Consider the following 13,193-nt stretch of genomic DNA (forward strand, 5'->3'; position numbering starts at 1 on the left):
CGGCGTACTGATCCACCCGGTTGGCGTAGCCGCGGCGCGGGCGCCCGCGCCCCGGAGGGCGGACCCAGAGGGTGTCGCGAAAGTCCCGCACGGCGCCCACGGCGCCCGGCACGCACTCCCGCCGCACCCCCTAGTGCTCTGGCCGGAAAGGTTTGCCGGTTCGCGGCGTCCGGTGCGGTGCATCGCAAGGCGGAGGGTCACGGCTCGTACTGGACGTACTTGCGTGGCCCGACAACGCGGCGAGGTACCGTGCCGGGCGTCGTGAGCCGGTGAACGTTTCCGGCCAGAGCACTAGAGCAGGGCCGGGGATTCCGCGGGGGCGGGCGCCGGGGCGCCCATGCGCACGCCGACGCGCGTACGGGTGGCCACCAGTTGACCCTCCTGCGGGTACGCGTGCCAGGTGCGCCACCGCACTTGACCCTCCCAGCGCTGCGCGAGCATGGCGGTGAAGGCGTGCGGGCTGCCCGGGAAGGTTCCCGCGAGCCCGTTCGGGTGATCCGCCACCAGTGCGAGCAGTTCCTGGGCCCGCCCCGCGAAGGAGCCGCGGGAGAGGGTCTCGACCCGCGCGGCGAACTCGTACTCCCAGTCGCCCACCCGCTTCGCCACGCCGAGCGGCAGCGGCGTGCTGCTGCCGGGCATGCAGGCGACCGTCTCCGAGCAGAGCACCTCACCCTCCTCCAGGAGCACCTGGTGGGAGGCCCCGAGCAGACGCAACTCCACTTTGGCATCCGCCAGTTCGAGGTTCAGTACGGCCAGGGCGGGCAGCCGGTCCCGTCCCAGGGCCCAGGCGAGATCGGCGGCACGCGTGTCGGTGTAGGAGGTCTGGAGGGTCGTGAGCATGAGTCGGCTCCGCAAACGCGCGAGGGAGATGGGCCGGGATCCGCCAGCGGTCGTCAACGGGTGGGGGGACACCGGCACGGATCCACAGGAAGTCCAGGTAGGTCCGAGGACTGGTCTACTCAACCGAGGGAATCATGAAATGCACGGCACTCACAGCGTTTTTACCCAACTTGACGGGGTTTACATCCCCCCGGGGGCTCCACAGTTCAGGTGTTCAACCGGCCCCCTCCAGCGCGTCGCGGTGCGGTGGCGGACGAGAGGGCGCCCGGCGGTCTCCGGACCGCCGGACGCCCTCAACACCGCGGTGCCCCGCTGCCCCGTGTCAGCTGGAACCGCCGCACCCTCCGCCTCCGCCGCCGCACGAGGACGACGATCCGCAGGAGGAGGACGACCCGCAGGAAGAGGAGGAGCCGCAGGAGGAGGAACCGGAGCCGCCCCCCGCCCACCAGCTGTTGCTGCTGCCGCCCGAACCCGACCGGGACCCGGAGCCTGAGCCCGAGTACCCCTTCATGAACGACCGGACGCCCACGACGACGACGAAGATGAAGACGAAGACGACAAGGCCGACCACAAGGGCGATCGCCATGGTGGTCACCTCCTCTCGCACGCCCCGGTCCTCCCGGGGAGCGGGATCCCCGCGTCCCGCGTGCAGGGGGGATGCCCCCGGGCCGCGCGGCCCAAAGCACACTTGAGCAAGTCCAGAGGTTGCCCCCAGGATGGCGCCCATGAGCGCACCCGTGAGCAGCGACCGCCCCTTCCTGAACCGCCGCCTCGCGGCCTTCGGCACCACGATCTTCGCGGAGATGTCGGCACTGGCCGCCCGCACCGGTTCGATCAACCTGGGCCAGGGCTTCCCCGACACCGACGGCCCGGCGGCCATCGCCGAGGCGGCCTCCCGCGCGGTCCTCACGGGGCTCGGCAACCAGTACCCGCCCGGCCCCGGCATCCCCGAGCTGCGCACCGCGATCGCCGCCCACCAGCAGCGCTTCTACGGCCTGTCCTACGACCCCGACGCCGAGGTGCTGGTCACCGCGGGGGCCACCGAGGCCATCGCCGCCGCCCTCCTGGCCCTCCTGGAACCGGGCGACGAGGTCGTCGCCCTGGAGCCGTACTACGACTCGTACGCGGCCTGCATCGCGATGGCCGGCGCGGTCCGCGTCCCCGTCACCCTGCGCCCGCACGCCGGAACCTTCGCGCTCGACCTCGACGAACTGCGCGCCGCCGTCACACCGCGCACCCGCCTGCTGCTGCTCAACACCCCGCACAACCCGACGGGCACCGTCCTGACCGGTGAGGAGCTGGCCGCGATCGCCGCCCTCGCCGTGGAGCGCGACCTCCTCGTCGTCACGGACGAGGTGTACGAGCACCTGGTCTTCGACGGCGCCCACACCCCGCTGGCCGGTCTGCCGGGCATGCGCGAGCGCACGGTCACCATCTCCTCGGCCGGCAAGACCTTCTCCTTCACCGGCTGGAAGGTCGGCTGGGTCACCGCGCCCCCGGAGCTGGTCACGGCGGTCCGCTCGGCGAAGCAGTTCCTCACCTACGTCTCCTCGGGTCCCTTCCAGTACGCGATCGCCGAGGCCCTCGCCCTGCCCGACAGCTACTACGAGGGCTTCCGCGCCGATCTGGCCGCCAAGCGCGACCTGCTCTCCGAGGGGCTGGCGGCGGCCGGGTTCGAGGTCTTCCGTCCGCAGGGCACCTACTTCATCACCACCGACATCACCCCCCTGGGCGAGAAGGACGGCCTCGCCTTCTGCCGCGCCCTGCCCGAGCGCTGCGGGGTCGTCGCCATCCCCAACCAGGTCTTCTACGACGACACCGCCGCCGGGGCCACCCAGGTCCGGTGGGCCTTCTGCAAGCGGACCGAGGTGCTCCAGGAGGCCGTCTCCCGCCTGCGCGCGCTCTAGTGCCGTGACCGGAAAGGTTTGCCGACCCGGTGAACCTTTCCGGTCACGGCACCAGGCGCATTCGGGCGTGCTTGCGAGGTCGCTGAGGCCGATGTGAAGCTGGCGGTGCGAACGTGCCCGAAGCCACTCACGCCGCCGTGAGCGGAACCACCACGAGCCGAAAGTCGGGACACATGGCAACGGGCAGAGCGACGGTGACCTCGTCGCCCCTGGAGATCCGCGCGCTCAGGGTCGTCCGGTCGGCCGCGCCGACCAGCCTCATCGCACTCGCCCTGTTCGCCGCCGTACGCGGGGCCGGGGTGCTCGTCCTGGCCGTCGGCTCCTGGTGGGCCGGGAGATCCCCGCTGAAGGTGCTCGGGGTCTCCTGGGACTCCGTCTGGTACCTGAAGATCGCCGCCAACGGCTACGGCCGGACCCAGATGTGGCCCAGCCCCCACGCCACCGGCACCGGACTGATCCAGAGCGACTACGCCTTCTTCCCGCTCTACCCGACACTGATACGGCTCCTCGGATCCGTGCTGCCCGGCGGGCTCGTCCCCGCCGGGATCCTCATCGCCTGGGTGTCGGCCGCCGTGGCCGCCGTCGGGGTCTACAGGATCGGCGAACTGGCCATCGGCCCCCGGGCGGGGCTGCTGCTGGTGGGCCTCTGGGCGGCCCTCCCGCACGCCGTGGTGCTGTCCCTGGCCTACACCGAGGCCCTGCTGGCCGCCCTCGCCGCGTGGGCCCTGTACGCCCTGCTGCGGGGCCGCTGGCTGTGGGCCGCCGGCCTCGCCGTGCTCGCCGGGCTGACCCGGCCCACGGGGCTGGCCGTCGCGGCCGCGGTGTCCGTGGCGGCGCTGCACGCGATCGCCGTACGGAAGTCCCGCGCGCCCGAGATCTGGGCGGCCGGACTGCTGGCGCCGGCGGGCTGGGCCGCGTACGTCCTGGCCGTCGGGGTGCGCGTGGGCGATCCCCTCGGCGGCTACTTCGCCGTGCAGCGCAACTGGGGGTCGAGGTTCGACTTCGGCGTCGGGGCGCTGCGCTCGGCGGAGCAGGTGCTGACCGGCGGGCACGTGCCGCTCGCGACCACCGTGACGGTGGTGCTGCTGTCCGTCGCGGGGCTGCTCGCGATGCTCCTCGTACTGGACCGGACGCCGCTGCCGCTGCTCGCCTACACCGGAATACTGCTGCTCATCGCCTTCGGCGGGGCCGGCTACTTCGAGTCGAAGCCGCGGTTCCTGCTGCCGGCGTTCCCGCTGCTGCTGCCGATGGCCGCCGTGATGGCGAGAGCCCGGCCGCGCACCGCGATCGTGGTGACCGCGGTGCTGGCCGGGCTCGGTTACGGCTACGGGCTGTACCTGCTGCTGGTCGCCCGCGTACCGCTGTAGCCGACTAGTTGGTGTCGTCGCCTTCGCCCTCGTCCTCGGAGGAGTCGATCTCCCTCTCGAGGCCGAGCTGCTCGACGAGCCACTTGTCGAACTCGATGGAGGCGCGGACCCAGCTGACCGTGGAGGACACGAAGTGCTCCAGGTTGACGCCGGTGCCGATCAGCATCTGCGCCTCACCGATCAGACGGACCGAGCCGTCGTCGTGCGTGTGGCTGTAGACCTTCGGCCACAGGGTGCGGCGGTTCCAGTCGTCGATCGACTCGAGAAGCTGCGGCTTCTCGTCGATCTTGTGCGGACGGTCGTAGAAGGTCCGCACCGAGAACACCTGCTGCTCGTCCTCGCCGCGGAACATGAAGTACGTGCGGAAGTCCTCCCACGGCGCCGCGAGGTCACCCTCGTCGTCGACGACGTACTTGAGCTCCATCTGGTCGAGAAGCTGCTTGACCAGATCCTGGTCGGGGACGACGGGGCCCGCCGGTCCTGAGGCCTGCGGTTCGGGCTGCTGCCCTCCGAAATTCGGAATCGAGGCCGGGTCGATGCTCACCGTGTTCTTCCCTTCGTGCGGATACCTGCATCCTCCCCCATCCGTCCCACCCCATGTCCAGCCCCGCACGCGCGATCCGCGCAGGGCGGACAGGACCCGGCCGCCGTAAGGGTGAAGATGTCCGGATCTCCCCTGGTCACGGCGGCCAGGAGGGCGTCACAAGGCCTTGCCGACCAGCAGGCCCTCGCCCGCCACGTCCACGCGCACGGTGTCGCCGTCGCGGACCTCGCCGGCCAGGATCTCCTTCGCCAGCCGGTCGCCGATCGCCGTCTGGATCAGGCGGCGCAGCGGGCGGGCACCGTACGCCGGGTCGTTGCCCTTGTCCGCCAGCCAGGCCAGGGCCTCGGGGGTGACGTCCAGGGTCAGGCGGCGGTCGGCCAGCCGCTTGGCGAGGCGGCCGATCTGGAGCTCGGCGATGTGGGCCAGCTCCTCCTCGCTGAGGGCCGAGAAGACCACGAGGTCGTCGAGACGGTTGAGGAACTCCGGCTTGAAGCTGGCCCTGACCACGTCCAGGACCTGCTTCTTCTTCTCGTCCGCGGGCGTGGCCGGATTCATCAGGAACTGGCTGCCCAGGTTCGAGGTGAGGATCAGGATGGCGTTGCGGAAGTCCACGGTGCGGCCCTGGCCGTCCGTGAGGCGGCCGTCGTCGAGGACCTGGAGCAGCACGTCGAAGACCTCCGGGTGGGCCTTCTCCACCTCGTCCAGGAGGACGACGGAGTACGGGCGCCTGCGCACGGCCTCGGTCAGCTGGCCGCCCTCCTCGTAGCCGACGTACCCGGGCGGGGCCCCCACGAGGCGGGCCACGCTGTGCTTCTCGCCGTACTCCGACATGTCGATGCGGACCATGGCCCGCTCGTCGTCGAAGAGGAAGTCGGCGAGGGCCTTGGCCAGCTCGGTCTTGCCGACGCCGGTGGGGCCGAGGAAGAGGAAGGAGCCGGTCGGGCGGTCCGGGTCGGCGATCCCGGCGCGGGTGCGGCGCACGGCGTCCGAGACGGCCCGCACGGCCTCGGTCTGGCCGATCAGGCGGCGGCCCAGCTCGCCCTCCATGCGGAGCAGCTTCTGGGTCTCCCCTTCGAGGAGACGGCCGGCCGGGATGCCCGTCCAGGCGCCGACCACGTCCGCGATGTCGTCGGGGCCGACCTCGTCCTTGACCATGCTGTCCTTGCCGGGACCGGCCTTGGACGCCTCCTCCTCGGCCTCGGTGGCCTCGGCGAGCTCGCGCTCCAGGGCGGGGATCTCCCCGTAGAGCAGCTTGGAGGCGGAGTCGAAGTCTCCGTCGCGCTGGGCCCGCTCGGCCTGCCCGCGCAGCTCGTCCAGGCGCTCCTTGAGCTCGCCGACCCGGTTCAGGGACTGCTTCTCCTTCTCCCAGCGGGCGGTGAGGCCGCGCAGCTCCTCCTCCTTGTCGGCGAGGTCCTTGCGGAGCTTGTCGAGGCGTTCGCGGGAGGCCGGGTCGGATTCGTTCTTCAGCGCCAGCTCCTCCATCCGCAGGCGGTCGACGGAACGCTGGAGCTCGTCGATCTCCACGGGCGAGGAGTCGATCTCCATGCGCAGCCGGGACGCGGCCTCGTCGACCAGGTCGATGGCCTTGTCCGGGAGGAAGCGGGAGGTGATGTAGCGGTCGGAGAGGGTCGCGGCGGCGACGAGGGCGCTGTCGTTGATGACCACCTTGTGGTGGGCCTCGTAGCGGCCCTTGAGCCCGCGCAGGATCGCGATCGTGTCCTCGACGGACGGCTCGGCGACCAGCACCTGCTGGAAGCGCCGCTCCAGCGCCGGGTCCTTCTCGATGCGCTCGCGGTACTCGTCGAGGGTGGTCGCGCCGACCATGCGCAGTTCGCCGCGGGCCAGCATGGGCTTGAGCATGTTGCCCGCGTCCATGGCGGAGTCGCCCCCGGCGCCCGCGCCGACGACGGTGTGCAGCTCGTCGATGAAGGTGATGATCTGGCCCTCGCTCGACTTGATCTCGGCGAGGACGGTCTTGAGCCGCTCCTCGAACTCGCCGCGGTACTTGGCTCCGGCGACCATGGCGCCGAGGTCCAGGGCGACGAGGCGCTTGTTCTTGAGGGACTCGGGGACGTCGCCCTTGACGATGCGCTGGGCCAGGCCCTCGACGACGGCCGTCTTGCCGACGCCGGGCTCGCCGATGAGCACCGGGTTGTTCTTGGTGCGGCGCGAGAGCACCTGGACGACGCGCCGGATCTCGTGGTCGCGGCCGATGACGGGGTCGAGCTTGCCGTCGCGGGCGGCGGCCGTGAAGTCGGTGCCGAACTTCTCCAGGGCCTTGTACTGGCCCTCCGGGTCGGGGGTGGTCACCCGCCGTGCTCCTCGTGCGTTCTGGAACGCGTCCAGCAGCTTCTTCGCCGTCGCGCCCTGGGCGGAAAGGACCTCACCGGCCGCGCCGCCCTTGGCGGCGACGGCGATGAGGAGGTGTTCGGTGGAGAGGTACTCGTCGCCGAGCTTGCCCGCCTCCGCGTCGGCCTCGGCGAGGACGGCGAGCAGGTCGCGGCTGGGCTGCGGGGGCGCGACGGTGGAGCCCGTGACGCTGGGCAGGGCGGCGAGCAGCCGTTCGGCGCCGGCCCGGACGGCCGCCTGGTCGGCGTCGGTGGCGACCAGGAGGTCGATGACGTTCTCGTTGTCCTCGCCGGCGAGCAGCGCCAGCAGCAGGTGTGCGGGGGTCAGGTCGGCGTGGCCGTCCTTGACGGCCCTGCTGGTGGCCGCGTTCAGGGCGTCCCTGCTCTTGTTGGTCAGCTCGGCGTCCACTGCCTCTTCTCCTCTCCGGAGGGCTACACGGGTCGTGCGACAAGAATTCTGACAGGGTCAGCGTATGCAAAGTTGAGTCTATTCCACTCAAGGGCGATTCGGGGCCGGTCTGCCCGTACCCTTCGGGCCATGTCCCATGACGTACTCAACCCGACGCCCGAGTACCTCGCCTTCTGGCGGGAGCGGCACGTCTGCACGCTGACCACCCCGCGGCCCGACGGCTCCCCGCACGTGGTCCCGGTGGGCGTGACGTACGACCCGGAGGCCGGGCTGGCCCGGGTCATCAGCAACAAGCACAGCAAGAAGGTGCGCAACGTCCTGGCGGCGCAGGCGGCCGAGCCGGGCGGGGCCCGGGTCGCGGTCTGCCAGATGGAGGGGCGCCGCTGGGCGACGCTGGAGGGGCGCGCGGTGATCCGTACCGACGAGGCCTCGGTCGCCGAGGCGGTGGCGCGCTACGCGCAGCGGTACGGGCGCACTCCCTCGCCCAATCCCGACCGGGTGGTCCTGGAGATCACCCTGGAACGGGCGATGGGCCGGGCCTGAGCGGCAGCACCGGCGGGGTGCGGGCCGGAAACCGTCCCGCGCATATTGTCCCGTTCAACCACTGGACGGGGACATCACAACGGCGCCATCGTGGTCAGGTCCACGATGGCGCCGTTGTGTGGGGGTAGCACCTGAGCGATCTGCAACGACGGGGGAATCGCTTCAGGCACTGCGGGGGGTGGCGGTGGTGATATCGGGTTCGAAGAGCTGGTGGTCGCGCTGATCGAGATTGACGAAGACCATTCCGTAGCGAACCTCGCAGCGGACGGGCTGCGGCGCGCCGCGCGGCCGGCGCAGGCACCTGTAGGCACGTACGTCCTCGTCCTCCTCGCGCACGATGACGATCGGCTGTCCGAAGAGCGTGACCATCAACGAGTCGCCAGGGTGGGGGATGGCCGTGGCGAGGTCGATGAACTGCCAGCCGGAGCGGTAGGCAGAGGCCATCTCGCGGCGGAAGCCGCGGTCGTCGGGGGTCATACGGACGCCTTCGTAGGAGCGGTGTTCCAGCCGAGGTCGGCCGGAGCGGTGTTCCACCCGAGGTCGACGGGCGTGACGTTCCAGCCGAGGTCGGCCGGAGCGGTGTCCCAGCCCAGGTCGGCCGGGGTGGCGTTCCACCCGAGATCCGCGGGCTTCGCGTCCCAGCCGAGATCGGCCGGAGTGGCGTTCCAGCCGAGGTCGGCCGGGGTGGCGTCCCAGCCGAGGTCGGCCGGGGTGGCGTCCCAGCCGAGATCCGCCGGAGTGGCGTTCCAGCCGAGATCGGTCTTGCCCACCGGCTCGGCGGGCTTGTCGGCGCCCGTTCCAGCCCGAACGCTTCCCGCGTCCCCGTTGAAGGCGACGACTGCCCCGTAGACCGCGACGACGGAGAAAACAACGGCAAGCACCGAGCGAAGCATTCTCTTATACATGGTCGGCTTCGTCCTCACTTGATGGAATCCTCTCCCCCGCGTGACTGACGATGGCTCATTCAGGCACGTCAGTGCCACAGGGACGATGCATCATGTTCTTACATGTTCAGGACCCTGGGGGGTGGAGATTTGCCCAAGAGCGACACAAACCCGACACATCCCCACCCGGTCACGGCCATGTGCCCCGAGGGAGCCCGGCTCTACGCGGCAGCGCTGAGCACCGGCCGCGTGACCCGCGGCGAGGTGAAGAACGCCCCCTGCCTGCTGGAATTCGCCCTTCTGCGGCCCGACCCGGATGACGCGAACCAACTCCGGGCGGTTCCACCGTCCGTCGCGCTCGCGCAGCGCCTCCACCCACTCGAACGGGAGATCCGCGACCGACGGCGCAGTGCCGTAGATCTCGCCGACGCATTCGAGCCGTTCCTGACCATCAGCGCCCAGACCCCCGCGACCACCCACGCCATCACCGTGCTGGAGGGCTTCGACCAGATCAACGCCGCCCTCGACCTGGCCACCGCGGAGTGCCACACCGAGGCGCTGACGGTCCAACCGGGCGGCGCCCGCCCCAGCTTCGTCCTCACCGAGGCCCTGGAGCGCGCCGCGCCGCTGATCGACCGTGGGGTGAGCATACGGACGCTCTACCAGCACACGGTACGGCACAGCCAGGGCACCCTCGCCTACGTGGACCGGATCTCCACGGGGAAGGTGGAGATCCGCACGCTCGAGGAACTCATCGAGCGTCTCATGATCTTCGACCGCACGGTGGCCTTCATCCCGGTGAGCGACGACCGGACGGTGGCCCTGGAGCTCCGCCACCCCGGGCTGGTCGACTACCTCATCAGGGTCTTCGAGCAACTGTGGCGCCGGGCCGTCCCGTTGAACGAGGAAGTGACGTACACGCACGCCCCGGACGGCATCTCCGGCGTGCAGCGCACCATCGCCCAGCTCCTCGTAGAGGGGCACGTGGACGAGGCCATCGCACGCCGCCTCGGGATGAACGTACGCACCTGCCGGGCACACATCGCGAAGCTCGCCACCGCCCTGGGCAGCGGCAGCCGCGCCCAACTCGGCTTTCTCATCGCCCAGTCCGGCATCCTGGGCCAGTCGGCGGCGCTGCCGAAGTCGGAGGGCCCGGAGGCCTGAACGAGGCGAGGGCCCTCCCCGATGTTCGGGGAGGGCCCTCGCCCTTCAGCTCTTCCAGGTGTTCAGCCGGTCATCCGATGGCGAGGAAGGTGTTCCAGGCGTCGTCGTCGACGCCACTGGGTGAGCCGGGCATCGTGGAGGTGCCTCCGGGGAAGAGGTACTGGTTGCCGTTGCTGCTGACGACCCAGATGTCGGGGACGCCGTCACCGTTGGCGTCGGCCGTGCCGAGGACCATGGGGAGTTCGGCGCGGCTCCAGTACGTGGTGGCGTAGGTGTAGTCGACACCGCCCTCCGCGCTGGAGGCAAACTGGAGGGAGGCGAGGTCGGCTCCGCCGTTGGGTCCGGGCTTGCCCTTGCGCAGGGCCAGGCCCCGGTTGGCGTTGGCGTTGTCCCGGAAGATCAGGTCGGGGACCTTGTCGCCGGAGACGTCGCGGACGCCGACGATGTCGCGGGCGGCCCAGCCGGTGGCCATCTTCTTGTAGGAGGCGAAGCTGGAGCCGGTGTAGCCGGAGAACGCCCAGAAGCCGTCCACGTCCAGGGCGAACAGATCACCCAGCCCATCGCCGTCGACGTCCTCGGTGACCACGATCTGCCGGAAGGTTGCCGGATCCGGTGCACTGGCGGGCAGCTGCACCTCCTGACGGCGGCCGACGTCGAACTGGCCGGTGCCGGTACCGGGGTAGATGTACATCTTCCCGTCGGGCATCCGGGCGATCAGGTCGGTGATGCCGTCCCCGGGGTACCAGTCGGTGGCGTGCCCGATCAGCGCGGGCTTTCCGGTGGCCGGATCCTTCCAGTAGCCGGGGGCCACCGGCTTGCCGTTCTCGACCGCTCCGGGAATCCAGGCGTCGGTGTCACCCTGCTTGTCTCCTGCGTAGGTGCGCAGGTTGCCGTCCTTGTCGATGCCCAGGATGTCGGGGTGGCCGTCGCCGGTGACGTCACCGGGCTTGTCGGTGCCGACCGGCGGCTTGACGTAGAAGAGGTACTCGGCGGCCGGTGAGATGTTCCCGGCCTTGTTCACGGTCCGCACGTACATGACGTTGGGGCCGGCGATGTCTACCTGGAGCTTGATGGAGGCCAGGTCGTTCTGCCAGGGGGTGACCTTCTGGTCGAACGATGGCCGGTTCAAGGACCACTGGTACTCGCGGATGTCGGCCGCGGGGGTGCCATTGGAGCGGACCTCGATCCACTGGTCGGGCGTGCCCGCCGGACTCTGGCTCCACTCGGCGGCGTCGGGACCCGGAGCCGGGAAGTGCCAGGAACTGACGGCGGGGGTGGCGGGGGCGGTGTGGTCGACGGTGAAGGTGCACCAGCCGCCGCCACCGGAATCGGCGGGGCCTGAGCCCTGCGAGCCCCAGCCGTCCCAGTCGTTCGTCCGGGCGAGCCAGAAGTACTTGCGGCCGGAAGTGAAGGACGCCCAGGGGACGGTCTTGGTGACCACGCCGTCGCTGTTGGGCCACAGCCACTCGTTGTAGACGCCGGCCCCGGACGCGGCGTCCCAGACCTCGATCTGGACTTGCTTGAGGTTGCCGTCCCGGTCGGTGCCCTTGACCTGGAACGACACGTCCGTCTTGCCGATGCTGGCGCCGTTGCCACTGGTCAGGCACGCCCCACCCGGGGAGGTGTTCATGTTCGCCGCGACCGGGATGTCCGGCGGGGTGTTGTAGACGACCTCGATGTAGGGGGCGGACTCACCGTTGGCGAGGATCTTCTTCCAGTAGTACGAGTCCGACTCGTTCGGCGCCTTGAACCCGAGGGAGAGCGCACCCCAGCGGTCGTTCGCGGCCTGGGTGACCAGGCCCTTGATGTCGGGGGCGACCCAGTTGTCGGGGCAGGAGGAGTTGTAGCCGTAGCCGGCCATCTCGGTGGCGACCTTGTTGCCCCACCAGCCCGTCGTGTTGTTCCACGTCGACGACGACGTCACGAACGGCGTGGAGTAGATGTCCATCGCCTTCTGGCTGCACGACCACGAATAGGTCTGCAGCGCGCGCACGACGGCCGACTGGATACCCGCCCCGTGCAGCTCGGACCCGAAGTAGAAGTTGAACACCGACCGCGAGGTGCCACCCGAATCGGATTCATATCCGACACGCGCCTCGTTCGTACCCGACGCATTGTAATTCTGGCCGTTGTAGAAACTCGACCCGCCGGCCGTCTTGTAGAGCAGCGACCAGGCATGCTTGTGCCCCTTGTACGAGGGGTCGATGAATACCGGGTACACGGTGTCCGCGGCATTCAGCAACGCGGCGTCAGCCTTAAGGGAAAGCGTGCCGTCCTTGAAGGACGCCGCGGCGACAGACAGGTGCGCGCGCTCGGCACCGGCCAGGCCCGCAAGGCCGAGGGTGGGGTGCTTCTTCGCCGCCGCCGAAGGCTTCCACGCCGGCACGTCGTCCGTGGTGGCGACCTTCCCGGAGGAATCCCACATCAACGGCGACGGTGAACCGGCGATCTCTTCGCCCTTCACGTCCCGGGCCGACATCGCACCCGACTCCGCATCCAGCTGGAACTGCAGATCGGGCGAAGCGAGCCGGTAACTCAACTCAGTAAGCAGCGGATCCGCGGCAGCCTGCTTGTCCTTCACGACCAGAAGATGTGAATACCCGCCGTCCTGAGCCGTCATCAGGAGATCGATACCCGGCCGGACATTCTCATACAACGCCCGCGGACCGTCGATCACCGGCTCCGGCAGCACACCGGGCCAACTCACCGACATGTCATGCCCGTCGACACTCAGGCGCACCAGCTCGGTCCACACCGGACCCGGCGCATCCGCCGTCAACGACGAGCGCACCACACCACGCGAAGACCGAGCGCCATCGCTGCCGGCGCTGAAGACGACGGCCCCGTTGACCGCCTTCGCGGCGAAGCCATTTTCAACGCGGGCCAGATCCGTATCGACCGGCTTCCACTCGTCTCCGACCTTAGCGCGGACGGCGGAGCTCGAAATCTGCTTCCTGAACAGACCGTCGGGCTGCGCCCATGTGGTGGTGTTCGCGCTGCGCTCGGCGGACACCTCGACCTCCTTGCCGCGCTCGGTGGCCAATTTCCGCGCCTGTGCGGCCGAAATTCGACCATCCGTTTCATTCGGAGTCTTCTTGCGCGGCTCCTCGTCCCCACCCAGGTGCATGCCGACGGGTATCGCCACGGCCACCGCCAGCAGGGCGGCCAGGCCGCTCATGGCCTTTCG

11 protein-coding genes are annotated in these 13,193 nt (G+C 70.0%); 4 read left to right on the top strand and 7 right to left on the bottom strand.

What is annotated here, in order from left to right; genetic code table 11:
• Positions 1–291 precede the first annotated feature (291 nt).
• Both ACZ6Y1_RS08375 and ACZ6Y1_RS08380 read right to left on the bottom strand, forming a co-directional pair.
• Positions 292–840, bottom strand: a complete 549-nt coding sequence (locus tag ACZ6Y1_RS08375) for a DUF2617 family protein (protein WP_469624942.1) — start codon at positions 838–840, stop codon at positions 292–294.
• 322 nt (positions 841–1,162) lie between these two features.
• Positions 1,163–1,426 (bottom strand): hypothetical protein, encoded by a 264-nt coding sequence (locus ACZ6Y1_RS08380; protein WP_469624944.1) that lies wholly within the window; start codon positions 1,424–1,426, stop codon positions 1,163–1,165.
• A 130-nt stretch (positions 1,427–1,556) separates the two neighbouring features.
• Between ACZ6Y1_RS08380 and ACZ6Y1_RS08385 the strand changes: the two genes are divergently transcribed.
• Both ACZ6Y1_RS08385 and ACZ6Y1_RS08390 read left to right on the top strand, forming a co-directional pair.
• Positions 1,557–2,747, top strand: coding sequence for a pyridoxal phosphate-dependent aminotransferase (locus ACZ6Y1_RS08385; protein WP_469624946.1), 1,191 nt, complete (start codon positions 1,557–1,559; stop codon positions 2,745–2,747).
• Positions 2,748–2,920: 173 nt separating this feature from the next.
• Positions 2,921–4,114 (top strand): hypothetical protein, encoded by a 1,194-nt coding sequence (locus ACZ6Y1_RS08390; protein ID WP_469624948.1) that lies wholly within the window; start codon positions 2,921–2,923, stop codon positions 4,112–4,114.
• Positions 4,115–4,118: 4 nt separating this feature from the next.
• Here ACZ6Y1_RS08390 and ACZ6Y1_RS08395 read toward each other — a convergent pair whose 3' ends face one another.
• Entirely contained in the window at positions 4,119–4,658 is a 540-nt protein-coding gene (locus ACZ6Y1_RS08395) for a type III secretion system chaperone family protein (RefSeq protein WP_469624950.1), read from the bottom strand.
• 156 nt (positions 4,659–4,814) lie between these two features.
• Positions 4,815–7,415 (bottom strand): ATP-dependent chaperone ClpB, encoded by a 2,601-nt coding sequence (gene clpB, locus ACZ6Y1_RS08400; RefSeq protein WP_469624952.1) that lies wholly within the window; start codon positions 7,413–7,415, stop codon positions 4,815–4,817.
• Positions 7,416–7,544: 129 nt separating this feature from the next.
• Between clpB and ACZ6Y1_RS08405 the strand changes: the two genes are divergently transcribed.
• A complete protein-coding gene (locus tag ACZ6Y1_RS08405; RefSeq protein WP_384580361.1) occupies positions 7,545–7,958 on the top strand; it encodes a pyridoxamine 5'-phosphate oxidase family protein in 414 nt (137 codons plus the stop codon).
• A 162-nt stretch (positions 7,959–8,120) separates the two neighbouring features.
• Here the strand turns inward: ACZ6Y1_RS08405 and ACZ6Y1_RS08410 are convergent, their stop codons facing one another.
• On the bottom strand, positions 8,121–8,435 hold the full coding sequence (locus ACZ6Y1_RS08410) for a Rieske (2Fe-2S) protein (protein WP_030026718.1): 315 nt from the start codon (positions 8,433–8,435) through the stop codon (positions 8,121–8,123).
• The gene (locus ACZ6Y1_RS08415) at positions 8,432–8,839 is read right to left on the bottom strand and encodes a hypothetical protein (RefSeq protein ID WP_469624956.1); all 408 of its coding nucleotides are present in this window, start codon (positions 8,837–8,839) and stop codon (positions 8,432–8,434) included. The genes ACZ6Y1_RS08410 and ACZ6Y1_RS08415 overlap by 4 nt, the downstream gene beginning before the upstream one ends.
• Before the next feature lie 126 nt (positions 8,840–8,965).
• Between ACZ6Y1_RS08415 and ACZ6Y1_RS08420 the strand changes: the two genes are divergently transcribed.
• Positions 8,966–10,006 (top strand): helix-turn-helix transcriptional regulator, encoded by a 1,041-nt coding sequence (locus ACZ6Y1_RS08420; protein ID WP_469624958.1) that lies wholly within the window; start codon positions 8,966–8,968, stop codon positions 10,004–10,006.
• A 70-nt stretch (positions 10,007–10,076) separates the two neighbouring features.
• On the opposite strand, the gene ACZ6Y1_RS08425 is transcribed toward ACZ6Y1_RS08420, so the two are convergent.
• Positions 10,077–13,184 (bottom strand): DNRLRE domain-containing protein, encoded by a 3,108-nt coding sequence (locus tag ACZ6Y1_RS08425; RefSeq protein WP_469624961.1) that lies wholly within the window; start codon positions 13,182–13,184, stop codon positions 10,077–10,079.
• Between the last annotated feature and the right edge of the window lie 9 nt (positions 13,185–13,193).

Source organism: Streptomyces sp. NPDC053432, assembly GCF_055585365.1.